Genomic DNA, 23,308 nt, shown 5'->3' on the forward strand with positions numbered 1-23,308 from the left:
TAGCGGGTGACCCTGCCGACCGCAACCGGATGCCGAGATCGGAATACAGGGCTACTCTCGAACACGAACGCAGCACTCGCAGATCCATTGGCGGGCTCGCGCGCAGCGCGGCCCTACGACGTGAGGAGAACCCATGCGGGGGAAATTGGGACTCGTGATCGGCCTCGGTGCGGGCTACGTGCTCGGCACTCGTGCGGGCCGTGAGCGCTACGAGCAGATCAAGACCCAGGCGCTCAAGGTCTGGAACATGGACCCGGTGCAGGAGCAGGTCGGCAAGGCGAAGAAGCTCGCGACGTCCAGCGCCATGGCGCTGCCGCGCGCCGCGTGGAACGGCGCCGTCGGCGTCGCCAAGGCCGTGAACAAGCAGGGCACTCCCGGCAGCAAGCTCGACGCCGCACTGGACGCGACGAAGGACGCGGCCGACGACGTCAAGAAGGCCGCCGACACGGACGGCACCGACGTCAAGAAGGTGGCTGGCACGAAATGAGCATCCAGTCGCCTCGGCGCGACGGTCGGGGCTCGCCCGTGCGGGACCGCGCAGACGACGGACTCTTCACCCTCGTCGGCGACGTGCCGCAGCTGGTCAAGAACCTGATCGTCGCCGAGTTCAACGCCATCAAGGGCTGGCTCGTCAAGACCGCCACCGACGCCGGCATCGGCACCGGGATGATGTTCGTCGGCCTGTTCTTCATTGCGTGGGTCGTGCCGCTCTTCCTGACGTTCCTCGTCGCCCTGCTCTCGCTGTGGCTGCCCGTCTGGGCGTCGGCGCTCATCGTGATGGGCGTGGGAGTCGTGCTGGCCATCGTCGCCGGGTTCATCGGCCTCGCCTTCTACAAGAAGATCGGCAAGCGGGAGAGTCCCTTCTCGGCCGCGAAGACGGACATCCAGATCGTGAAGGAGGCCGCCAGTGAGTACTGACGCCGTGCGCTACACGAGCCAGACGCCTCGCACCGTCGTGCCCAGCGGGATCACGGATCCCGTCGAGCGCGCCCGTGCGGAGCTCTCGGCCGCGCTCGCCGCGATCGAGCACAAGGCGAACCTTCCCGCCCGCGCCTCCGAGAAGCTCGAGGCGGGCGCCGTCAAGGCCCGCGCCTTCGCCGACCGTGAGCCGGGGCTCGCGCTCGCCGCGGCCGTCGGCGTCGCCGTCGCGGTCGGCGCCGCGATCTGGGGCGTCGCGCGACTGATCGCCCGCTGATCCACCGCGGCGGCAGAGCCCGAGCCGGAGGCCCGCTCGTTCGACGAGCGAGCCCGAGGCCGGGAAGTGAGACCCCGTCGTGACCTGCCGCGTTTTGCCTCCGCCGAGGCGAGAGGGAGGATGGATCCATGGCTGACCCGCATCACGCTCCCTCCGCCGCGCCCGCCGAGCCCGAGGTCGACGGCGACAGCTACAGCCTCTGGGCCGTGTGGCGCCGCAACCCCGCGCAGCCCGTGGGCCCGGCCGACGCGATCGAGCTCGAGGACATCGTCACGTACCTCGCCGAGGGCGGTGTGACGGTGCGCGGCTTCTACGACGTCAGCGGGCTGCGTGCCGACGCCGACCTGATGGTGTGGATCCACGGCCCCGTGCCGGAGGACCTGCAGCGCGCCGTGCGCCGCCTGCGCCGCACCGACCTGCTCTCTCCGCTGCTGCCGACCTGGAACGCGATGGCCGTGCACCGCGACGCCGAGTTCAACAAGCGCCACGTGCCCGGCTACATGCGCGGCATCCCCGCCAAGGGGTGGCTCACCGTCTACCCGTTCGTGCGCAGCTACGAGTGGTATCTGCTGCCGGAGGAGGAGCGCAGCGCGATGCTCCGCGACCACGGCATGAAGGGCGCCGCCTTCCGCGGCGTCACCGCCAACACCATGGCCTCCTTCGCCCTCGGCGACTACGAGTGGATGCTTCCCATGGAGGCGGATGAGCTCACCGACCTCGTCGACATGATGCGCGAGCTGCGTTACACCGAGGCGCGCCGTCACGTGCGCGAGGAGGTGCCGTTCTTCACCGGCCGACGCGTCGAGATCGCCGAGATCGCCGAGATCCTGCAGTGACCGGGGTCACGGCCGGCGCGCCGATCCGCCTCGGCACACGACGCAGCGCCCTCGCGATGACCCAGTCGGGTCACGTGGCGCGCGCGCTCGAGGAGGTCTCGGGTCGCCCGGTCGAGCTCGTGCAGATCGTGTCCGAGGGCGACACGAACCGCGGTTCGCTGTCGCAGCTCGGCGGCACGGGAGTGTTCGCCACCCGGTTGCGCGAGGCGCTGGCGGCGGGGGAGTGCGACCTGCTCGTCCACTCGCTGAAGGATCTGCCGACGGCACAGCCGGAGGAACTCGAGATCGCGGCGACGCCCGTGCGCGCCGACGCGCGCGACGTCATCCTGACCCGCGACGGGACGCCGCTCGAGCAGCTCCCCGCGGGATCGGTCATCGGCACCGGATCGCCGCGGCGCATCGCGCAGGTGCTGCGGGCGAACCCCGGGCTGCGCATCCACGATCTGCGCGGAAACGTCGACTCGAGGATGCAGCGCGTCGTCGACGGCGAGCTCTCGGCGATCGTCCTCGCCGCGGCCGGCCTCGACCGCCTGGGGCCGGAGACGCCGCTTCACTACGAGCAGCGCGACCTCGGCGTCTGGCCGACGGCCGCCGGCCAGGGCGCTCTCGCGGTCGAGACGCGCGCGGATGCGGATCCCGAGCTCCTCGCCGCCATCCGCCGGCTCGACGACCCCGCGACCCGCTTCGCGGTGACGGTCGAGCGCACGGTGCTCGGCGGGATCGAGGCCGGATGCCACGCACCGGTGGGCGTTCACGCCCGCTTCGAGGGCGACCGGCTTCACGTGCAGGCCGGAGTGTACGGCCCGGACGGCCAGCAGGTCGTGAACGTTGCGCTCACCGAGACCGTGTCGTTCGACACGCCGGGTCGGGGGTATATTCATCGACAGGGCAGCGGCAACGGTGCGGATGCTGCCGATGGCGTGGATCAGATCGACCACGCGCGCGATATCGGAGACGGTATCGCTCGTCGGCTGCTCGAACGTGGGGCGGCCGACCTCGTACCCCGAGAGTCCCCCTCATGAACACAGCTTCCACTCATCGCCCGGAGAAGCCCTTGACCGGCTGGCGCGTCCTCGTGCCGCGCGGCGGTCCCTGGGGCGACGGCGTCGCGGCCACCCTCCGCTCGCAGGGCGCGGTCCCCGTGATCGCCCCGCTCATCAACTTCGCCCCGACCGACGACTCCGCGACGCTCGAGGCGGCCCTCGCCGACCTCGCCGCCGGCCGATTCGACTGGCTCACGGTCACGAGCGCGACGACCGTCGACGTCCTCTACGCGTACGACGCGAAGATCCCCGACGAGACGAAGATCGCCGCCGTCGGCGAGACGACCGCCGCCGCGCTCAGCGCGGTCGGCTACCGCGTCGACCTGGTTCCCGAGAGCGACAACTCCGCCGCGGGAATGGCCCGCCAGATGAACGGCCTCGAGCCCGAGCCGCGGCGCATCCTGACGCTCCGCAGCGAGATCGCGAAGCCCGTGCTCACCGAGATGCTCATCGCCGCCGGGCATGACGTCCGCAGCGTCGTCGCCTACCGCACCGTGGGCGTGCCGGCCAAGGAGAATGTCGTGCGCGACGTCGTGACGGGCCGGATCAACGCCATCCTCGTCACGTCCGGTTCGGTCGCCGAGCAGGTGCGCGAGCAGTTCCCGCACATCGCCGACAGCACGGTCATCGCCGCCATCGGCCCGCGCACCGCGCACGATGCAGACCTCATCGGGCTGCCGATCCACGTGATCGCGCCCGAGCAGACGATCGACTCGCTCATCCAGGCGCTCGAGGCCATCCCGGTGCCCGAGCCGACCGCGGAGGCGCTCGCCATCCCGGCGACGGGGCCCGTGGCGACCGGCACGATCCGCGTGGATCCCTCGCCGACCGGCCTCATCGAGACCGTCACGGAGGAGCCGCAGGAGACTCCCCGATGAGTTTCCCCACCCACCGCCCGCGCCGGCTTCGTCAGTCGCCCGCGGTGCGGCGGCTGGTGCGCGAGACCCATCTCGTGCCGTCGCAGCTCGTGCTTCCCGCGTTCGTGCGCGAGGGCCTGACCGAGCCCGCGGCGATCTCGTCGATGCCCGGTGTGCAGCAGCACACCCTCGACTCGCTGCGTCGCGCCGCCGCCGACGCCGCCGCGGCCGGGGTGGGCGGCATCATGCTGTTCGGCGTGCCCGCGACGCGAGACGCGACCGGATCCGGCGCCGACGACCCGCAGGGAATCCTGAACGTCGCGACCGAGGCGGTCGTCGCCGAGGTCGGCGACGCGCTCGTTGTGCAGACCGACCTGTGCCTCGACGAGTTCACCGACCACGGGCACTGCGGCGTGCTCACCGCCGACGGATCGGTCGACAACGACGCAACGCTCGAGCGGTACACCGCCATGGGTCTCGCGCAGGCACGGGCCGGATCGGCGCTGCTCGGCCTGTCGGGGATGATGGACGGCCAGGTCGCCGCGGTGCGCGAGGCGCTCGACGCTGAGGGCTTCACCGACACGCTGATCCTCGCGTACTCGGCGAAGTACGCCGGGGCGTTCTACGGCCCCTTCCGCGAGGCCGTCGACTCGCAGCTGAAGGGCGACCGCCGCACCTACCAGCTCGACCCCGGCAACGGCCGCGAGGGAGTGAAGGAGGCCCTCCTCGACGTCGAGGAGGGCGCCGACATCGTCATGGTCAAGCCGGCGATGCCGTACCTGGATGTGCTCGCCGACGTGCGCGCGTCCGTGGACGTGCCGGTGTGGGCCTACCAGGTCTCGGGCGAGTACTCGATGGTCGAGGCCGCGAGCGCGAACGGCTGGATCGACCGCCGCGGCGCGATCCTCGAGTCGCTGCTGGGCATCCGCCGCGCGGGCGCCGACGCCATCCTCACCTACTGGGCCGTCGAGGCCGCGGGGTGGCTGCGGGACGAGCTCTAGGCTCGACCCCCTCCGGTCGTTGAGCGACCGAGCGCAGCGAGGGAGCCGAAACGGCTGACGCATCCGGAGGGTGTGACGCCGAGTTGCCGCTTCATACCGCTACTTCGGGGACACAACGCGGCTCGTGACCCCGAGCTGCCGCTTTGTTGCGGCACTTTGGGGACACGGAGTGGCTGGTTGCCCCGAACCACCGCTTGATTCCGGCACTTCGGGGCAGGGGGCCGCGCGGTTGCCCCGAACCGCCGTTTCATTCCGGCGACTCGGGGAAGTGCGGGCGCTGGCAACACGGATCTCGCCCGACCGGTCATCCTTCGCGGCGGAGCAGGGCCGGCGACGCGACGTCGGCGGATGCGTCCAGGCGCAACGCGAGACAATGGACTCATGGCCGATCGCAACGAGACCCTGTTCGCCCACGCCCGTGAGGTCATCCCCGGCGGTGTGAACTCGCCGGTACGGGCGTACGGCTCGGTGGGCGGCACGCCGCGGTTCGTGCAGTCGGCGCGCGGGGCGTACATCACCGACGCGGATGGCCGCGAGTACGTCGACCTCGTCGCGTCGTGGGGGCCCGCGCTGCTCGGCCACGCGCATCCGGAGGTCGTGGAGGCGGTCCGGGAGGCCGCGACGCGCGGCCTGTCGTTCGGCGCCCCGACCGAGGGCGAGGTCGAGCTCGCCGATCTGGTGGCGGAGCGTGTCACGGCCGGCGGGCTGAACCCCGTCGAGCAGGTGCGCCTCGTCTCGACCGGCACCGAGGCGACGATGACGGCCATCCGGCTCGCGCGCGGTGTGACCGGCCGCGACCTGCTGGTCAAGTTCGACGGCAACTACCACGGGCACTCGGACGGCCTCCTCGCCGCGGCCGGATCCGGTCTCGCGACGCTCGCGCTTCCCGGCACCGCCGGCGTTCCGGCGCCCATCGCGGCGCAGACCCTGGTGGCGCCGTACGGCGACCTCGACGCGGTGCGCGCGATCTTCGCCGAGCGCGGCGACCAGATCGCGGCGATCATCGTCGAGGCGGCCCCCGCGAACATGGGCGTCGTGCGCCCCGCGGATGGCTACAACGCCGGGCTCGCCTCCATCGCGCACGAGCACGGCGCGCTGCTCATCCTGGACGAGGTGCTGACCGGCTTCCGCGTCGGACCGGCCGGGTACTGGGGCCTGCAGGTCGAGGCCGGGGAGCGCTACGAGCCCGACCTCATCACCTTCGGCAAGGTCATCGGCGGGGGGATGCCGCTGGCCGCCCTCGGCGGCAAGGCGGCGGTGATGGAGCAACTCGCGCCGGTCGGCCCGGTGTACCAGGCAGGCACGCTGTCGGGGAACCCGCTGTCGGTCGCGGCGGGCATCAAGACGCTGCAGCTCGCGACGCCCGAGGTCTACGCCGCGGTGGACGAGGCCGCCGACCGGGTGGCTCTCGAGGTGTCGGCCGCGCTGACCGAGGCGGGTGTCGAGCACGCCATCTCTCGCGCGGGCAGCCTGTTCAACCCCGTGTTCGCCGCCGAGGCCCCGCGCGACTACCCCGGGGCCAAGGCCCAGCAGGCGTTCCGCTACCGCCCGTTCTTCCACGCGATGCTCGACGGGGGCGTCTCGCTTCCGCCGAGCGTGTTCGAGGCCTGGTTCCTCACCGCCGCGCACGACGACGCGGCACTCTCGCGCATCGTCGACGCGCTTCCCGCGGCCGCGCGGGCGGCCGCCGCTGCGGAGGGCTGAGCCGAGCGCGGCTTCGCACGAGGAGGATGACGCGAGAACAGGATGATCCGGCGCGGATCCTCCTCTTCTCGCGGGATCTCCTCGTCTCGGCGCGTCCGCTCTGAGCGGCCCCCGGGCCGAAGCGACGACCGAGGCGACGGAGGCCGCGGGCCGGAGGGTACAACTCCCCAGGTAGAGTGGGTGAACCCCCTTTCGCCTGCCTGAGCCGCCGCTTTCGCCCGACGAGCCCGAGGAGACGCCCATGTTGACTCTCCTTCTTTCGTTCGCCGCAGGGTCTCTGCTGCTGGCGCTCCTGGCGAAGCCGCTCGGCGCCCGCGTGTTCTATGTGGGCGCACTGTTCCCGCTCGCGGCGCTGGTCCATGCGGTCTGGATGGGCGGGCGGGTCGTCCAGGGCGACATCCCGTTCGCGGCATACGAGTGGATCCGACCGCTCGGCATCGAGATCTCCATGCGGATGGACACGCTCGGCTGGGTCATGGCGCTCGTCGTCAGCGGCGTTGGCGCGCTCGTGATGATCTACTGCCGCTGGTACTTCCGCGGCAAGACCGAGGGGCTCGGCCGCTTCTCGAGCGTCCTGCTCGCCTTTGCCGGCGCGATGTACGGCCTCGTGCTCACCGACGACATCGTCATGCTCGTGATGTTCTGGGAGATGACGAGCATCCTGTCGTACCTGCTCATCGGCCACTACCACCTGCGCGCCGGAAGCCGCCGCGCGGCCCTGCAGGCGCTGCTCGTCACGACGCTCGGCGGCCTCGTGATGCTGATCGGCGTCGTCATCCTCGCCGCGACCGCCGACACCACGAGCCTCAGCAAGATCCTCGAGCTGGCGCCGAGCGGACCACTGGTGAACGTCGCCCTTGTGCTGCTTCTGGTCGGCGCGCTCAGCAAGTCGGCGATCTTCCCGTTCCACTTCTGGCTTCCCGGGGCCATGGCCGCCCCCACCCCGGTGAGCGCCTACCTCCACGCGGCGGCGATGGTGAAGGCGGGAATCTACCTGCTCGCGCGGTTCGCTCCCGTGTACGCCGACGCCGACCCGTGGCGGCCCGTGATCATCACGCTCGGCGTCTTCACGATGCTGCTCGGCGGCGTGCAGGCGCTGCGCGAGAGCGACCTGAAGCGCATCCTCGCGTTCGGCACGGTGAGCCAGCTCGGCTTCATCTCCGTGGTGATCGGTTACGGCACGCGCGACGCGGCGCTCGCCGGGCTCGCGCTGCTGCTCGCGCACGCCCTGTTCAAGTCGACGCTGTTCCTCGTGGTCGGCGTGATCGACCGACAGCTCAACACCCGAGACATCGACGAGCTGTCGGGCGTCGGCCGCCAGGCCCCGGTGATGGCCGTCATCTCCGCCGTCGCGGTGGCCTCGATGGCCGGCCTGCCGCCGACGCTCGGCTTCGTGGCGAAGGAGGGCGCGCTCACCGCCCTGCTCGATGCGTCCGGTGCGGGAGACGGATGGGCGCTCGCGGCCCTCGTCGGCATCGTCGCCGGATCCATGCTCACCGTGGCATACGGTGCGCGGTTCCTGTGGGGCGCGTTCTGGACCAAGCGCGACAGGACGGGCGCCGAGCGCCCGCGCACCGCGTGGCCCGACCCGCCGATCGGCTTCCTCGGGGTGCCGCTGGTGCTCGCGGCCGGGGGCCTCGCCGCCGGGCTCGTCGCACCGATGCTCGACACGCTCATCGCGCCGTATGCCGACACGGCCGCCGCGATCACGCCGGTCGCGGAGCACCCCGCGCACCTCGCCCTGTGGCACGGCCTCGGCCCCGCGCTGCTGCTGTCGGTCGTGACCCTCGCCGGCGGCGCGACGCTGTTCTGGCTCGCCCGCGCGACCGGGTTCGACATGACCGGACGCGTGCTGCCGTTCACGGCCGCGGATGCGTACTACGCCATCACCCGCGGCGTCGACCGCGCCTCGGTCGCGGTGACCACGCTGACGCAGCGGGGGTCGCTGCCGATCTACGTCGCGACGATCTTCATCGTGCTGGTGGTGGGCGAGGGCGTCGCCTTGCTCGCGGCGCCCGACTGGCGGATCGCGCTGGACGCCTGGCAGGATCCGGTGCAGCTCGCCGTCGCGCCGATCATGATCGCGGCCGCCGTGATCGCCGTGCGGGCGCGCAAGCGCTACACGAGCGTCGTGCTCGTGGCCGTCACGGGCCTCGGCATGATCACCCTCTTCGCCGTGATCGGCGCCCCCGACCTCGCCCTCACCCAGGTGCTCGTCGAGACGGTCACGCTCGTCGCGTTCGCTCTGGTCCTGCGCCGCCTTCCGTCCCGGATGGGCGCCCACAACGGCACGGCGGCGCCCGTCCTGCGCGCGATCCTCGCCGGCGCCGTCGGTCTCACGATGGCCGCGCTCGTCGTCATCGCCTCGAGCGCGCGCATCCACTCGCCCGTCTCCGAGGGCTGGGAGCAGCTCGCATACGAGATCGGGCATGGAAAGAACGTCGTCAACGTCGCCCTCGTCGATCTGCGCGGCTGGGACACGATGGGCGAGCTGTCGGTGCTTATCCTCGCGGCCACCGGTGTCGCCTCGCTCGTGTTCGTCACCGACCGCAGCGACACCCTGCAGCGGCTCACGCGGGGCCTGCCCGGCGGCGGACGCCAGTCGCGCGCGCCGCGTCTCGGCGCGGCCGGAAAGCACCTGGTCGAGACCACCGGCGGCATCGAGGTGCACAGTGCGGCCACGGACGAGCGCCCGAGGGCCTGGCTCGTCGGCGGGCAGAAGATGAGCGCCGAGTCGCGTTCGATCGTGCTCGAGGTGATCGTCCGCATCCTGTTCCACACGATCATCGTGGTGTCGATCTACCTCCTCTTCGCGGGCCACAATCTGCCCGGCGGCGGCTTCGCGGGCGGCCTCGTCGCCGGCATGGCCCTCGTGATGCGCTACGTCGCGGGCGGCCGGTACGAACTCGGCGTCGCGGCCCCGACCGATGCGGGATGGCTGCTCGGCACGGGAATGCTGCTGGCGGTCGGCACGACGCTCGTGCCGCTGTTCTTCGGCCTCGATCCGCTGACCCGCGCCGTCTTCGAGGCGGATCTCGCGATCGTCGGGCACGTCGAGTTCGTCACCTCGACGATCTTCGACGTCGGCGTGTACCTCGTCGTGATCGGCCTCGTGCTCGACGTGCTGCGCAGCCTCGGCGCCGAGGTCGACAGGCAGATGAAGGGCTCCGAGGCGACCTGGCGCGTCAGCGCGCCGCGTGAGGAGGAGGCCCGATGAACGTCTCCCTCACCCTCGTGATCGTGATGGCGGTGCTCTACGCGGCGGGCGTGTACGCGATGCTCGAGCGCAGCCTGACCCGCGTGCTGATCGGCTTCCTGCTGCTGGGGAATGCCACGAACCTGCTGCTGATCATCGTGATGGGCTTCCCGGGCTCCGCTCCCTTCGCGGGGGACGCCGAATATCCGGGCGACGCCGGTCCGCGCAGCGACCCGCTGCCCCAGGCCCTGATGCTCACGGCGATCGTCATCACGTTCGCCGTGAGCGCGTTCCTGCTCGCGCTCATCTACCGGTCCTGGCAGCTGGGACAGGCCGACACGGTCGAGGACGACGCCGAGGACCTCGCGCTGCGCGCCCGCTCGGTCGAGGCCGAGCAGGCGCTCGCCGAGACCGCCGGCGACGACGCGACGACCGACTTCATCGACACGGTCGCCTCGCCGCTGCGGGCGATAGACGGCGCCGGCGCGCTGGGACTGCTGCCGGATGCGCCAGTCGACATTCCCTCATCGGAATACCGCAGGCGCAGCACCGACACCGACGAGGATGAGGAGGACCGCTCATGACCCCGAGCCTCCTCGTGCCGCTCGTTGTGGGCCTGCCGCTCATCGGCGCGGCGGTCACGCTCGTCGCCGGCCGTCGCCGCCGGCTGCAGGTCGGCGTCTCGATCATCACGCTGACCCTGACCTTCGCGATCGCCGTCGCGATGTTCGTGATCGTCGACGCCGGCACACCGCTCGCGGTCACCGTCGCGGGCTGGCCGCTGCCGTTCGGCATCGTGCTGTACGTCGACCGCCTCGCCGCGCTGCTTGTCGCCGTGTCGAGCGTCGTCCTGCTCGCGGTGCTGCTCTTCTCGGTCGGCCAGGGCGCCGCCGACGGCGACGACGAGACGCCGGTGTCGATCTTCCACCCGTCGTACCTCATCCTGGCGGCGGGAATCTTCGACGCGTTCATCGCGGGCGACCTGTTCAACCTCTACGTCGGCTTCGAGATGCTGCTCGTCGCGTCGTACGTGCTGATCACGCTCGGCAGCACCGAATCCCGGATCCGCACGGGCGTCGTGTACATCGTCGTCTCGCTCGTGTCGTCCGTGCTGTTCCTCTCGGCCATCGCCGTCATCTACGGCGCGCTGGGCACCGTGAACATGGCGCAGATCGCCGAGCGGATGACTGAGCTTCCCGACAACGTTCAGCTCGTGCTGCATCTGCTGCTGCTCGTGGCGTTCAGCGTGAAGGCGGCGGTGTTCCCGCTGTCGTTCTGGCTCCCCGACTCGTACCCGACGGCCCCCGCGCCGGTCACCGCGGTGTTCGCCGGCCTGCTGACGAAGGTCGGCGTGTACGCGCTGATCCGCACCGAGACGCAGCTCTTCAACGACAGCGACGTGAACGTGCTGCTGCTCGTCGTCGCCCTCGCGACGATGATCGTCGGCGTGCTGGGCGCGGTCGCTCAGGCCGAGCTCAAGCGCATCCTGTCGTTCACGCTCGTCAGCCACGTCGGCTACATGATCTTCGGCCTCGCGATCGTGACCGAGGCCGCGATCGGCGCGACGATCTACTACATGGTCCACCACATCGTGGTGCAGACGACGCTGTTCCTCGCGGTGGGGCTCATCGAGCGCCGCGCCGGCAGCACGTCGATCCTGAAGGTGAAGGGCCTGTTCGGCGCCGCTCCGGTGCTCGCGGCGCTGTACCTGATCCCCGCGCTGAACCTCGGCGGCCTGCCGCCGTTCTCGGGCTTCATCGGCAAGTTCGCGCTGTTCGACGCCGCGGCCCAGGTCGGCACGCCGCTGATGTACACGCTGATCGCGGGCGGCATCGTCACGTCGCTGCTGACGCTGTACGCCCTGATGCGCGCGTGGAACCTGTCGTTCTGGCGCGAGGAGGACGACTCGGTCGAGACCGAGGCGCGCATCCAGCACCTCGGCGGCGCTCCCGCGGCCGAGGAGGTCAGCGAGCGCCGGGTGATCCCGCGCATCATGACCGCCGCCACGGTCGGGATGGTCGCCATCTCCGTCGGGCTCACCGTCTTCGCCGGGCCGCTGTACGAGATCTGCGAGCGGATCGGATCGGCTCTGCTCGAGCCCGTCTCGCTCGTCGACCTCGGCGAGGTGGAGGAGTCGTCATGAGCCCCACCGCGAAGGCGTCCTTCCGCCGTTTCTGGAGCCAGCTGCCGTTCTTCGTCTGGCTCGTCGTGCTCTGGATGATGCTGTGGGGCCAGTTCACGGTGCTCGCCGCGATCACGGGCATCGCCGTGGCGATCGGCGTGACCAAGGTGTTCCACCTCCCGGCGGCCGAGCTGTCGGGGCGCGTGAACCTCTGGTACGGCCTCGTGTTCGTGCTGCTGTTCGTCGGCGAGCTTGTGCGCGGTGCCGTCACTGTCGCGTGGCAGGCGCTGCGCCCCGGCGAGACGACGAGCGGCATCATCGCCGTGCCGCTGCGCACCGATGCCGACCTGATCATGACCCACGTCGCCGTCACCTCGTCGCTGATCCCCGGCTCGCTCATCGTCGAGGCCGACCGCGAGCGGCGCATCCTGTATCTCCATGTGCTCGGCATCCGCGACCAAGCCGACGCCGAGGAGCAGCGTCGCCACGTGCTGCTGTGGGAGGCGCGGATCGTCCGCGCCGTGGGCTCCCGCGACGACCTCGCCGCGCTGCGCCGGCCCCGGAAGGAGGCGACCGGATGACCCCCGACACGATGAAGGCTCTCCTGATCGGCGTGATCCTGGTCGCGTTCGCGGTCGCGGCCGCGCTGACGATCGTCCGGATCGTGGTGGGCCCGTCGATCCTCGACCGCGCCGTCGCGAGCGACGTGCTGCTGACCGAGGTGCTGTGCGTGCTCGGCGCGGAGATGGTGATCAACCAGCACGCGCGTTCAATCCCGATCATGCTGATCATCGCGGCCGTCGGGGTGTTCGGCTCCATCTCGGTCGCGCGGTTCGTCGCGAGGAGGGACCGCTGATGGATCCGATCCTCGACATCGCGGCGCTCGCGCTCGTCCTGCTCGGTGCCGTGCTCTGCGTCACGGCCGCGATCGGTCTGCTGCGCTTCCGCGACGTGCCCTCGCGCCTTCACGCGGCGACGAAGCCCCAGGTGCTCGGACTGCTGTTCATCGCGGTCGCGGTCGCGCTCGCGCTGCGATCCTGGGCCGCGGTCGCCTCGCTCGTGCCGGTCGTGCTCATCCAGATGGCGACGGCGCCGCTCAGCGCGCACATGATCGGCCGGCAGGCGTACCGCAACGGCACGATCCACGAGGAGACGCTCGTCGTCGACGAGCTGCGCGACGCCGAGTAGCCGGGGTACCGGTGCGGATCGGCCCTTTCCCGTGTGCGGAAGGGCCGCTCGGCGCCGCGGCTCAGCGGGGCATGCGGGGCACCCAGCACGCGACGGATGCGCGGTACCGGTCGTACTCGGCGCCGAACCGGGCCGAGAGGTCGGCCTCCTCGTGCGGGCGGATCAGGTGGTTCCAGACGGCGGATCCGCAGATCGCGTAGACGACGACGAGCCAGGATCCCGCGATCAGGCCGACCGAGACGCCCTGCGCGATGCCGGCGACCGCCATCGGGTTGCGCACCCAGCGGTACGGACCCGCGACAACGAGGCGTCGGGGCAGGGCCGCGGGAAGGGGCGTGCCGCGACCGAGCGTCGACATCGTGTGCGCCGACCACAGCCCGAGCGTCGAGGCGGCCACCAGCAGGACGGCCCCCGCGACCGGCACCCCCGGGGGAACCGGGATCGCGACGCGCCAGCGGTGCTCGAACCACACGATCGCGGCGGGGATGACCGCCAGGAACAGCACCCAGAACACGAGCACCTGCAGGCCGGTGAGGCCGAGCAGCGCCCGCCGGCCCTCGGGACGCGCGGTGCGGAACGCGAAGGGGCCGATCAGCATCCATTCGCCCGGGAGGCGCCCGCGTGTCGACAGCAGCGCGGCGGCAAGCGTTCCGGCGGTGGCGGCGATCATCAGCACCGCGCCCGATCCGGCCTCCGCCGTCGCGGTCGCGTACAGCGCCATCCCGGCCGCGACGAGCGCGGTCCAGGCCGCGACGATCCACGCGGTGGCCCGCACGCGCAGCGCCGCCAGCGCCGATGCGACGACGAACAGCGGCACGTCGAGCAGCGCGAGCGGGACGGGATCCAGGCCGCCGAGCGTCGCGACGCGCACGCCGTCGACCGCGAACACCGCCACCCACCACGCGGCGCCGGCGACCGCCTGCGCCGCGAAGTACGCCCGGCCGAGTGTCCGCGCCCCGCGCGGCTCGGCCGTCACGGCGCCGAGCTGCGAGAGGTGCGCCATGGCTCAGAGTGTATGGGGCCCTGGGGTCCGCACCCGGCGGCGTCAGTGCGCGAGGGCGAAGCTCGCGTACGCGGCCTTGACGCCGTCGTTGACGATCCTGCCGCCGCGGACGTTCAGACCCTTGGCGAGAGCCGGGTCGGCGGCGGAGGCGGCGTCCCAGCCCTGGCCGGCGATCCGCTGGATGTACGGCAGGGTCGCGTTGGTGAGGGCGCGGGTCGACGTCTCGGGCACGGCGCCGGGCATGTTCGCCACGCAGTAGTACAGCGACCGGTGCACGGCGAACGTCGGATCGTCGTGCGTCGTCGGGTGGGATCCCTCGAAGCACCCGCCCTGGTCGATCGCGATGTCGACGAGCACCGAGCCGGGCTTCATGTCGGCGACCATGTCGAGCGTCACGAGCTTGGGCGCGGCGGCGCCGGGGATCAGCACCGAGCCGATCACGAGGTCGGCGTCGGCGACCGCCTCGGCCACGGCGTAGCGCGTGGAGGCCCGGGTCTGCAGGGCGCCGCCGTAGCGGCGCTCGAGCTCGCGCAGCCGCGGCAGCGACACATCCAGCACGGTGACCTGCGCGCCGAGGCCGAGCGCATTCGCCGCGGCGTGCTCGCCCGCGACGCCTCCGCCGATCACGACGACGTTCGCGCGCGGGGTGCCGGCGATGCCGCCGAGCAGCATCCCCCGGCCGCCCTCGGGGCGCATCAGCGAGTGCGCGCCGACGGCGATGGACAGGCGCCCGGCGACCTCGCTCATCGGCACGAGCAGCGGCAGCGAGCGGTCGGGCAGCTGCACTGTCTCGTACGCGACGGCGGTGGGGCCGGCATCCATCAGGGCGCGGGTGAGGGACGCGTCGGCGGCGAGGTGGAGGTACGCGAAGAGCGTGAGGTCGGGGCGCAGGAAGCCGTACTCGGCGGCGATCGGCTCCTTCACCTTCACGAGAAGCTCGGCCTCGCCCCACACGTCGGCGGCCTCGGTGACGATGCGAGCGCCGGCGGCGGCGTAGTCGTCGTCGGAGATCCGCGAGCCGAGCCCGGCCCCCGCCTGCACGAGCACGTCGTGGCCGTTGCCGACGAGGGCGTCGACGCCCGCGGGCGTGATCGCGACGCGCGATTCGTTGTTCTTGATCTCCGTGGGGATGCCGATGCGCATGCCGACAGGATCGCAGTTGCTTCGCCGTCAGCCCAGGATGTGCGAAGATCCTTCGATCAGATGCCCCAAGTCGAGAAGGAGCGATCGTGCCGAGGTCGGAATCCCCCACCCCGCCGAAGAATCTGCGTGTCGCGGAACTGGATGAGCTCGACGAGCGGATCGTCGAGATCCTCGAGCAGGATGGCCGCATCACCAACGCCGACCTCGCCGCGGCGCTCGACATCGCCCCGTCGACCGCCCACGTTCGCACTCGCTCGCTCATCGAGCGCGGCGTCATCCGCGGCTTCCACGCGAGCGTGGATCACAACCGTCTCGGCCGCGGTCTTCAGGCGATCGTCGGCGTGACTCTTCGCCCCGGATCGCGCCACGACAGCATCGTGCAGTTCGCCGACGAGGTGCGGCGCCTGCCCGAGGTGCTGCAGATGTTCTTCGTCGGCGGCACGGACGACTTCCTCGTGCACATCGCGGTGGAGGGATCCAGCGACGTCCGCCGGTTCGTGGTCGATCACCTCTCGGCGCAGCAGTCGGTGGCCTCCACCCGCACGAGCATCATCTTCGAGTACCACCGCAACGCGGTGGCGGCGCCGTTCCGCTGATCCGGGCGCCGCTTCGGCGTGTGTTGCGGTGTGTGTCGCCTCGGTTCGGGCGGCCGGGCACCGCCTGCTTAGCGTGGAGGGTACGCACCCAGAAGGAGCACCCAATGTCCCGCACCATCCGCGCTATCGCGCCTCTCGCCGCCCTCAGTCTTCTCGCCCTCGCCGGCTGCGCCTCATCCGCCGGCGGCGCCGGAGAGCCCGAGCTCGGCACCGAGGAGAACCCGGTGAAGCTCGGCGTCGTCGGCGCGAGCGACCCGTACTGGGCGGTGTACGAGGAGGCGGTGGAGGCCGAGGGCATCGCGCTCGACATCGTCGACTTCACCGAGTACACGCAGCCGAACCCCGCGCTCAGCGAGGGCGAGCTGGACATCAACCAGTTCCAGCACATCCAGTACCTCGCCGACTACAACGCCTCCTCGGGCGACGACCTGCAGCCGATCGGCGCGACCGCGATCTACCCGCTCGGGCTGTACTCCGAGAAGTACGACAGCGTCGAGGACATCCCGGACGGCGAGACCGTCGTCGTCCCGAACGACGCCACCAACCAGGCCCGCGGCCTTCTGGTGCTGCAGGAGGCCGGGCTGATCACCCTCGAGGACGGCGGGAACTCGTTCTCGACCGCCGAGGACGTGATCGCCGACGAGTCGCGCGTGGAGGTCAAGGCCGTCGACGCCGCCATCACCGTGACGTCGCTGCCCGACGTCGCCGCCGCCATCATCAACAACGACTTCGTCACCAAGGCGGGTCTCGAGCCCAGCGCCGCGATCGCGCAGGACGACCCGGCCGACCCGTCGGCGCTTCCCTACGTGAACATCTTCGCGGTGAAGGCCGACGACATCGACGACGAGGTGCTGAACACCCTTGTCGAGATCTACCAGACCAACCAGGATGTGCTCGACGGCGTCCAGGAGGTCTCGGGCGGCACCGCCGTCTTCGCCGCGACCCCGAAGGACGAGCTGCAGACCGCGCTCGCCGAGGTGCAGGCGGACATCCAGGGTCAGTGACCCGACCGGATGGCGCGTGCGCGGTGCGAGAGCACCGGCACGCGCTTCCGTCGTCTCGCCCCTGATCGATCTCGCGAGGAGCCATGCCCCACATCCGCATCACCGACGTGTCGAAGACCTACCCGCCACAGCGCCGCGGCGGCCAGCCGGTGACGGCCGTCGACGCCGTCAGCCTCGACATCGAGAAGGGCGACGTGTTCGGCGTGATCGGCTACTCGGGCGCCGGCAAGTCGACGCTCGTCCGGCTGATCAACGGCCTCGAGCCCGTATCCGCCGGGTCGATCGAGGTCGACGGCGTCGACATCGCGACGCTGCGGGAGGCCCAGCTGCGCCGCGTGCGGCAGGGGATCGGCATGATCTTCCAGCGGTTCAACCTGCTGCGCTCCCGCACGATCAGCGGGAACATCGCCTACCCCCTCGAGGTCGCCCGCGTCCCCCGCGCCCAGCGCGCGGCGCGCGTCGCCGAGCTGCTCGACTTCGTGGGCCTCGCCGACAAGGCGGACGCCTACCCCGAGCAGCTGTCGGGAGGCCAGCAGCAGCGGGTGGGCATCGCCCGCGCCCTCGCGGCCGAGCCGGGCATCCTGCTCGCCGACGAGGCGACGAGCGCGCTCGATCCCGAGACGACCGACGAGGTGCTGGATCTGCTCGCCCGCGTCAACCGCGAGCTCGGCGTCACGATCGTCGTGATCACGCACGAGATGGATGTGATCGCCCGCATCGCGAACAAGGTCGCCGTGATGGAGGCGGGCAGGGTCGTCGAGCAGGGTGCGACCTACGACGTGTTCACCGCGCCGCAGACCGACACCGCCCGACGCTTCGTCCGCACCGTCGTGCGTGCGCTTCCCGACGGCGACGCGCTCACCGCGCTGCGCGCCCAGCACGAGGGACGGCTCTTCACGATCTCGTTCACGGACGAGGGGGCCTCCGAGGCGCGCGTCTTCGGAGCCCTCGCGCGCGCCGGAGTCGACTTCAACCTCGTGCACGGCGGGGTCGACGACATCCAGGGCCGCGTGTACGGCCTGCTCACGATCGCCGTCCGCGGCGACGACGCGGCGGTGCGCGACGCGCTCGCCAGCATCGGCGGCGGCGTCACGATCAGCGAGGTGGCGGCATGAGCGACATCCTCGACCGCCTGAGCGGCATCGCCCCCGACCTGCTCGAGCAGACCGGCATCACCCTGTGGCTCGTCGTCGCGTCGCTGATCTTCGGCGGCATCGGCGGGCTCGTCGTCGGCACGACCATCACGGTCACGCGGCGCGGGGCGATCCTCGAGCAGCCCGTCGTCTACGGCATCCTCAACGCACTCGTGAACACGATCCGGCCGATCCCGTTCATCATCTTCCTCGTCGCCATGCAGCCGCTTGCCCGCGCGGTCGTCGGCCGGGGAATCGGCAACGAGGCCATCATCTTCGCGCTGTCGCTCGCGGCGACGTTCGGGATCGCCCGGATCGTCGAGCAGAACCTCGTCACGGTGGATCCGGGCGTGATCGAGGCCGCTCGCTCCACCGGCGCGTCACCGTGGCGGATCATCCGCACGGTGATCCTGCCCGAGGGAGCGGGGCCGCTGATCCTCGGCTACACCTTCGCCACGGTGGCGCTCATCGACATGTCTGCCGTGGCCGGCATGGCCGGCGGCGAGGGCCTCGGCAACTACGCCGTCGCCTATGGGTTCCGCCAATTCGACGAGGTCGTGACGTGGTCGGCGCTCGTGATCATCATCGTCGTCACCCAGGTCGTCCAGGGACTCGGCAACTGGCTCGCGCGCCGCATCCTGCGTCGCTGACGCGGATCGGGTCGGCGCCGCCCGCGAGCGGCGCGCCTACACTTGTCCCATGTCTGAAGAATCGAAGAACTCCGCAAGCGACGAGGCGAAGGCGAAGTTCCGCGAGGCTCTCGAGCGCAAGAACGCCCAGAGCGCCGCGAAGAACGGCGCACCCGGTAGCGGCGGTCCGCATGGCGCCGGCGCGATCCACGGCACGCACGGTGCTGCCGGCGGCAAGCGCGAGTTCCGCCGCAAGTCGGGCTGAGCGGCGCGCCGCGAGCGCACATCCCTCACGTCGAGAACGCATCGCCCCCGTGACGTCACATCCTCAGGGATGTGCGATCACGGGGGCGATGTGCTCTCGCGGTGGTCCCGCGTCAGTCGGTGCCGGAGTCGAACGCGGCGGATTCGTTGGCGGCCTCGATCGCGGAGGCGCTCTCCTCCTCGCCGAGGCCCGCGGGCTCAGCCGACTGCGTGATCTCGCCCGCGCCGCCCTGCTCGAGCGCGCCGACGAGCTCGGCCGTCGGGCCGCCGATCAGGCCCATCCCCGCGTACTGCTCGAGGCGCGTGCGCGAGTCGGCGATGTCGAGGTTGCGCATCGTGAGCTGGCCGATGCGGTCGGTCGGGCCGAAGGCCGCGTCGCCGACGCGCTCCATCGACAGCTTCTCGGCCGCGTACGACAGCGACGGGCCCGAGGTGTCGAGGATCGTGTAGTCCTCGCCGCGGCGCAGGCGCAGCGTCACCGAGCCGGTGATGGCCGATCCGACCCACTTCTGGATCGACTCGCGCAGCATAAACGACTGCGGCTCGAGCCAGCGACCCTCGTACATCAGGCGGCCGAGGCGACGCCCCTGCTCGTGGTACGTCGCGAGGGTGTCCTCGTTCAGGATCGCGTTGACGAGGCGCTCGTAGGCGATGAACAGCAGCGCCATTCCCGGGGCCTCGTAGATGCCGCGCGACTTCGCCTCGATGATCCGGTTCTCGATCTGGTCGCTCATGCCGAGGCCGTGGCGGCCGCCGATGCGGTTCGCCTCGAAGACAAGCGCGACCGGGTCGGTGTACTCGACGCCGTTGAGGGCGACCGGACGACCGGCCTCGAACGTGACGGTCACGTCCTCGGTCGCGATCTCGACGGACGGATCCCAGAAGCGCACGCCCATGATCGGCTCGACCGTCTCGAGCGAGACGTTCAGCTCCTCGAGCGTCTTCGCCTCGTGCGTGGCACCCCAGATGTTCGCGTCGGTCGAGTACGCCTTCTCGGCCGAGTCGCGGTACGGGAAGTCGTGCGCGACGAGCCACTCGCTCATCTCCTTGCGCCCGCCGAGCTCGCTGACGAAGGTCGCGTCGAGCCAGGGCTTGTAGATGCGCAGGCGGGGGTTGGCGAGCAGGCCGTAGCGGTAGAACCGCTCGATGTCGTTGCCCTTGTAGGTGGAGCCGTCGCCCCAGATCTCGACGCCGTCCTCCTTCATCGCGCGCACCAGCAGCGTGCCGGTGACTGCACGGCCGAGCGGCGTCGTGTTGAAGTAGGTGCGGCCGCCCGAGCGGATGTGGAACGCGCCGCAGGCGAGGGCGCCGAAGCCCTCCTCGACGAGCATCGGCTTGCAGTCGATGAGACGCGACGCCTCGGCGCCGTAGCTCAGCGCGCGGCCGGGGATCGAGTCGATGTCGTCCTCATCCGGCTGCCCGAGGTCGCCCGTGTACGTGAACGGGATCGCCCCCTTGTCGCGCATCCACGCGACGGCGACGGAGGTGTCAAGGCCCCCGGAGAAGGCGATGCCGACGCGCTCGCCGACGGGCAGGGATTCGAGGACCTTCGACATGGCTCCAATCCTATTGCGTGACGCTGGAGCGCCCCGTCGGCGGGAGGACGCCGGCATCGGCGTCGAACCTGCGGCCCGCCCGTCGCCCGTACCAGCCGCGCAGCAGCGTGTTGTAGACGACGCCCGTGACGAGCATGTAGGCGGTCGCGGCCGTCAGCAGCACCGTGAGCCAGAGGGGCGGATGAGCGGCGGTGCCGCGGTGCGTCCACGACCACACGGCGGCCGCCCCGAGCCCCAGCACCGACAGCACGTTGGACTCGATCGTGAAGAAGCTGAAGAAGTTGGCGATCACCGTCGGCAGATGCGACCCGTGCGGCGTCGTCGCGGCGAGGGCGATCTCGATCGTGCGCTGAAGCTGCGCGACGATGGCCGCCAGGATCAGGAGCGCGCCCGCGGCGCGGAACACGGGCCACCAGCCGGACAGGTGGCGCGCCGCGCTCGCCGGGGGAGTCGTCATGCGCGTCAGCCTAGCGACGGGTCGCGCCGCTCAGCGGGACGATCTCGCCGCCTGCGGTCCGGATGCGGCGCGTCCGCGCTTCCTCAGCGGAGCCATAGCGAATTGCCGCCATGCTTGCAGCATGGAGTTCGCGCTCGAGTTCACGCCTGACCTGGCCCTCGTCTTCGTCACCCTCTTCGTGCTCGAGGTGGTGCTCGGCGTCGACAACGTCATCTTCATCTCGATCCTCGCCGCCAAGCTCCCCAAGGAGCAGCAGGCGAAGGCCCGCAACCTCGGCCTGACGCTCGCGATGCTGATGCGCATCCTGCTCGTGCTCTTCGCCGGATGGATCATCACGCTCGAGGAGGACCTGTTCGCGATCGGCGACCTCGGCTTCTCGGGGCGCGACCTGATCCTGATCGCCGGTGGCCTCTTCCTCGTCTACAAGGCGGTCACGGAGATCCACCACAAGCTCGAGGGCGAGGACGACCACGGCTCCGCCGGCGGTGGGAAGGCCACCTTCGGCTCGGTGCTGGCGCAGATCCTGGCGCTCGACCTCGTGTTCTCGCTCGACTCCGTCATCACGGCGGTCGGCATGACGAGCAACCTGCTCGTCATCATCACGGTCGTCGTGCTGTCGTTCGGCCTGATGCTCTTCGCCGCCAAGCACATCTTCACGTTCGTGAACAACCACCCGACGGTGAAGATGCTGGCGCTGGCGTTCCTGCTGCTGATCGGCGTGTTCCTCGTCGCCGAGGGCTTCGGGATCCACATCGACAAGGCCTTCATCTACGGCCCGATGGCGTTCGCGATCCTCGTCGAGGGACTCAACCTCGCCGCCGCGGCCCGCAAGCGCAAGCGCATGGGAGTGGCCGCCGAGCCCGTGCACCTTCACAGCGGCTACACGCCCGAGGAAGAGGCTCAGGCGATCAACGAGCCCAAGGCCTGAGAAGGCCTCGGCGGCGGGATCACCAGATGGTGCCGCCGCCGATGGAGATGCCGCCCCACGTGAGGGCGACGAAGATGCCCGCGAAGACGACGGGCGCGATGCCCTTGCCCTGACGGCTGAGGCCCTTGAGCAGGGCGATGACCGCGAGGACGGCGGCGATCAGCGAGAGGCCGCCGCCGAGGATCAGCCCGATGAACAGCGGGATCGGCATCAGCACGAGTCCGGCGAGGCCGAACCAGAAGGCGGCCCAGGCGGTGCCGTTGGTGGTGCGCGAGTTGTTGAGCGACATGGATCCATCATGCTCGATCCCGGATTCGGCGGGGAGAGCGGGGCGGGTCAGCCGCCGTACTCCGCCATGCGGCTCTCGAACTCCTCGCGATCGGCCTCGCTGAGGAGGCGTTCCGCGTAGAACGCGATCTGCAGGCCCTCGAGCGGCTCGCCCGTCTTGGCCGACTGGGCCTCGGCGTCCGTGCGCCACTCGCCCGTCGTGTCGTTGGCGAGGTCGGTGATCGTCGCGTAGACCGCGATCTCTCCCGACGGATCCTCGGTGTACCACTCCCATCCGACCTGGGTGTCGACGTCGGCGCTGCCGTAGAACTTCTCCAGCAACGCGGGATCCATTCCCGACTCCGGATCGTTGAACGCGTACATCCCCCACCAGTCGTGCTCGGCGAGGACGTCCTCGATCGCGTGCATGACCGCGGTCTTCCGCTGGGTGCCGCTGACCGGCTCGTTCGTCGACCAGGTCGTCGAGGTGTACCTCACGAGCATCGACTCGCCACCGTACCCGTTGCGCTCCGGGCGCAGATCCTCGGGCGGGGCGTCGGTCCAGGTGAAGCCGTACTCGGCCGTGAGCGTGTCGCGAATCTCCGTCGACAGCGCGTCGCTCGTCTCGCGCACGGCCTCGAGCGAGGGACGTGCGAGCGTCTCGCTCGCGGGCTCGTCCTTGATCCCGGGGTAGGCCTCGAGGCGCCGCTCCTCCTCGGTCTTCGTGCCCGCATAGCCGCCCTCGGCCGAGGTGCGCATCGCGCTGAGGGCCCCGACGGTGCCGACGTTCAGCAGCAGCGCGACCGCGAGCCCGGCGGCGCCGAGCGTGCGCCCGCGTGCAGTGAACAGCGCCGCGACGATCACTCCGAGCACGACGAGCTGCAGGACCACGACGGTCGCGCCGTAGATCGCGTCGGTGGCGCCGAGCGCGAGCAGGGCGACGAGGGCCAGCGCGAACAGCGCGCTCACGCCCAGCGCGATCCAGCCGAAGAGGCCGGGACGCGGCCGCTCCGGCGCGGCCGCGGCGATCACCGGGACCGAGAACGCTGGGCCGGCGACGCGCCGCGCACCGCGGTACCCGCCGGCGGGCGGCAGCGGCGGTGCCCCGTCCGAACGCGTGACGTACCGGTGCCCGGTATGCGCGTCGAGGCGCCCCGGCGGCTTGGGGGAGGGCGGCACGGGAGCC

26 protein-coding genes are annotated in these 23,308 nt (G+C 71.0%); 20 read left to right on the forward strand and 6 right to left on the reverse strand.

Going from position 1 to position 23,308, the window contains the following annotated elements; translation table 11 throughout:
* The first annotated feature begins 133 nt into the window (after window positions 1-133).
* The 14 genes from IR155_RS09910 (at window position 134) to mnhG (ending at window position 13,142) form a co-directional block, all read left to right on the forward strand.
* A complete protein-coding gene (locus IR155_RS09910; protein WP_135114670.1) occupies window positions 134-487 on the forward strand; it encodes a hypothetical protein in 354 nt (117 codons plus the stop codon).
* 38 nt (window positions 488-525) lie between these two features.
* Entirely contained in the window at window positions 526-918 is a 393-nt protein-coding gene (locus IR155_RS09915) for a phage holin family protein (protein ID WP_233441170.1), read from the forward strand.
* Window positions 908-1,195 (forward strand): hypothetical protein, encoded by a 288-nt coding sequence (locus tag IR155_RS09920; RefSeq protein ID WP_233441171.1) that lies wholly within the window; start codon window positions 908-910, stop codon window positions 1,193-1,195. Before IR155_RS09915 ends, IR155_RS09920 begins: the two co-directional genes overlap by 11 nt.
* Window positions 1,196-1,323: 128 nt before the next feature.
* The gene (hemQ, locus tag IR155_RS09925) at window positions 1,324-2,031 is read left to right on the forward strand and encodes a hydrogen peroxide-dependent heme synthase (protein WP_135114672.1); all 708 of its coding nucleotides are present in this window, start codon (window positions 1,324-1,326) and stop codon (window positions 2,029-2,031) included.
* Complete coding sequence (hemC, locus tag IR155_RS09930) at window positions 2,028-3,053, forward strand: hydroxymethylbilane synthase (protein ID WP_233441172.1); 1,026 nt, start codon at window positions 2,028-2,030, stop codon at window positions 3,051-3,053. The genes hemQ and hemC overlap by 4 nt, the downstream gene beginning before the upstream one ends.
* Complete coding sequence (locus IR155_RS09935) at window positions 3,050-3,952, forward strand: uroporphyrinogen-III synthase (RefSeq protein WP_135114673.1); 903 nt, start codon at window positions 3,050-3,052, stop codon at window positions 3,950-3,952. Before hemC ends, IR155_RS09935 begins: the two co-directional genes overlap by 4 nt.
* A complete protein-coding gene (gene hemB / locus IR155_RS09940; protein WP_135114674.1) occupies window positions 3,949-4,932 on the forward strand; it encodes a porphobilinogen synthase in 984 nt (327 codons plus the stop codon). The genes IR155_RS09935 and hemB overlap by 4 nt, the downstream gene beginning before the upstream one ends.
* Window positions 4,933-5,313: 381 nt before the next feature.
* On the forward strand, window positions 5,314-6,636 hold the full coding sequence (gene hemL / locus IR155_RS09945) for a glutamate-1-semialdehyde 2,1-aminomutase (RefSeq protein WP_135114675.1): 1,323 nt from the start codon (window positions 5,314-5,316) through the stop codon (window positions 6,634-6,636).
* 241 nt (window positions 6,637-6,877) lie between these two features.
* On the forward strand, window positions 6,878-9,853 hold the full coding sequence (locus tag IR155_RS09950) for a Na+/H+ antiporter subunit A (protein WP_135114676.1): 2,976 nt from the start codon (window positions 6,878-6,880) through the stop codon (window positions 9,851-9,853).
* Complete coding sequence (locus IR155_RS09955; RefSeq protein WP_135114677.1) at window positions 9,850-10,416, forward strand: Na(+)/H(+) antiporter subunit C; 567 nt, start codon at window positions 9,850-9,852, stop codon at window positions 10,414-10,416. Before IR155_RS09950 ends, IR155_RS09955 begins: the two co-directional genes overlap by 4 nt.
* Window positions 10,413-11,975, forward strand: coding sequence for a Na+/H+ antiporter subunit D (locus IR155_RS09960; protein ID WP_135114678.1), 1,563 nt, complete (start codon window positions 10,413-10,415; stop codon window positions 11,973-11,975). The genes IR155_RS09955 and IR155_RS09960 overlap by 4 nt, the downstream gene beginning before the upstream one ends.
* Complete coding sequence (locus IR155_RS09965; RefSeq protein WP_135114679.1) at window positions 11,972-12,535, forward strand: Na+/H+ antiporter subunit E; 564 nt, start codon at window positions 11,972-11,974, stop codon at window positions 12,533-12,535. The genes IR155_RS09960 and IR155_RS09965 overlap by 4 nt, the downstream gene beginning before the upstream one ends.
* On the forward strand, window positions 12,532-12,810 hold the full coding sequence (locus IR155_RS09970; protein WP_409366555.1) for a monovalent cation/H+ antiporter complex subunit F: 279 nt from the start codon (window positions 12,532-12,534) through the stop codon (window positions 12,808-12,810). Before IR155_RS09965 ends, IR155_RS09970 begins: the two co-directional genes overlap by 4 nt.
* Window positions 12,810-13,142 carry a monovalent cation/H(+) antiporter subunit G gene (gene mnhG, locus IR155_RS09975; RefSeq protein ID WP_135114680.1) on the forward strand — a complete coding sequence of 111 codons (333 nt, stop codon included), beginning with the start codon at window positions 12,810-12,812 and terminating at the stop codon, window positions 13,140-13,142. The genes IR155_RS09970 and mnhG overlap by 1 nt, the downstream gene beginning before the upstream one ends.
* A 61-nt stretch (window positions 13,143-13,203) precedes the next feature.
* On the opposite strand, the gene IR155_RS09980 is transcribed toward mnhG, so the two are convergent.
* Entirely contained in the window at window positions 13,204-14,145 is a 942-nt protein-coding gene (locus tag IR155_RS09980) for a methyltransferase family protein (RefSeq protein WP_135114681.1), read from the reverse strand.
* Window positions 14,146-14,187: 42 nt separating this feature from the next.
* Window positions 14,188-15,288 (reverse strand): alanine dehydrogenase, encoded by a 1,101-nt coding sequence (ald, locus tag IR155_RS09985; RefSeq protein WP_135114682.1) that lies wholly within the window; start codon window positions 15,286-15,288, stop codon window positions 14,188-14,190.
* Window positions 15,289-15,374: 86 nt separating this feature from the next.
* Here ald and IR155_RS09990 point away from each other — a divergent pair, with 86 nt between their 5' ends.
* From IR155_RS09990 to IR155_RS10010, 5 genes are all read left to right on the forward strand, one after another.
* Window positions 15,375-15,884, forward strand: a complete 510-nt coding sequence (locus IR155_RS09990) for an Lrp/AsnC family transcriptional regulator (protein ID WP_135114683.1) — start codon at window positions 15,375-15,377, stop codon at window positions 15,882-15,884.
* A gap of 104 nt (window positions 15,885-15,988) precedes the next feature.
* Complete coding sequence (locus IR155_RS09995; protein WP_135114684.1) at window positions 15,989-16,888, forward strand: MetQ/NlpA family ABC transporter substrate-binding protein; 900 nt, start codon at window positions 15,989-15,991, stop codon at window positions 16,886-16,888.
* Between the two features lie 83 nt (window positions 16,889-16,971).
* On the forward strand, window positions 16,972-18,003 hold the full coding sequence (locus tag IR155_RS10000; protein ID WP_135114685.1) for a methionine ABC transporter ATP-binding protein: 1,032 nt from the start codon (window positions 16,972-16,974) through the stop codon (window positions 18,001-18,003).
* Window positions 18,000-18,671 carry a methionine ABC transporter permease gene (locus tag IR155_RS10005; protein ID WP_135114686.1) on the forward strand — a complete coding sequence of 224 codons (672 nt, stop codon included), beginning with the start codon at window positions 18,000-18,002 and terminating at the stop codon, window positions 18,669-18,671. The genes IR155_RS10000 and IR155_RS10005 overlap by 4 nt, the downstream gene beginning before the upstream one ends.
* 49 nt (window positions 18,672-18,720) lie before the next feature.
* Complete coding sequence (locus IR155_RS10010) at window positions 18,721-18,915, forward strand: DUF5302 domain-containing protein (protein WP_135114687.1); 195 nt, start codon at window positions 18,721-18,723, stop codon at window positions 18,913-18,915.
* Window positions 18,916-19,027: 112 nt separating this feature from the next.
* Here IR155_RS10010 and argG read toward each other — a convergent pair whose 3' ends face one another.
* The gene (gene argG, locus IR155_RS10015) at window positions 19,028-20,470 is read right to left on the reverse strand and encodes an argininosuccinate synthase (protein WP_135114688.1); all 1,443 of its coding nucleotides are present in this window, start codon (window positions 20,468-20,470) and stop codon (window positions 19,028-19,030) included.
* Between the two features lie 10 nt (window positions 20,471-20,480).
* A complete protein-coding gene (locus IR155_RS10020; RefSeq protein ID WP_135114689.1) occupies window positions 20,481-20,927 on the reverse strand; it encodes a hypothetical protein in 447 nt (148 codons plus the stop codon).
* Window positions 20,928-21,048: 121 nt separating this feature from the next.
* Between IR155_RS10020 and IR155_RS10025 the strand changes: the two genes are divergently transcribed.
* A complete protein-coding gene (locus tag IR155_RS10025) occupies window positions 21,049-21,855 on the forward strand; it encodes a TerC family protein (protein WP_135114690.1) in 807 nt (268 codons plus the stop codon).
* Between the two features lie 19 nt (window positions 21,856-21,874).
* Here IR155_RS10025 and IR155_RS10030 read toward each other — a convergent pair whose 3' ends face one another.
* Both IR155_RS10030 and IR155_RS10035 read right to left on the reverse strand, forming a co-directional pair.
* On the reverse strand, window positions 21,875-22,144 hold the full coding sequence (locus IR155_RS10030) for a hypothetical protein (RefSeq protein ID WP_135114691.1): 270 nt from the start codon (window positions 22,142-22,144) through the stop codon (window positions 21,875-21,877).
* Between the two features lie 47 nt (window positions 22,145-22,191).
* On the reverse strand, window positions 22,192-23,308 hold a 1,117-nt coding region (locus IR155_RS10035; RefSeq protein ID WP_322783519.1), incomplete at its 5' end, for a hypothetical protein.

The sequence above is a fragment of the Microbacterium paludicola genome (assembly GCF_015235415.1).
Taxonomy (GTDB): Bacteria; Actinomycetota; Actinomycetes; order Actinomycetales; family Microbacteriaceae; genus Microbacterium; species Microbacterium paludicola.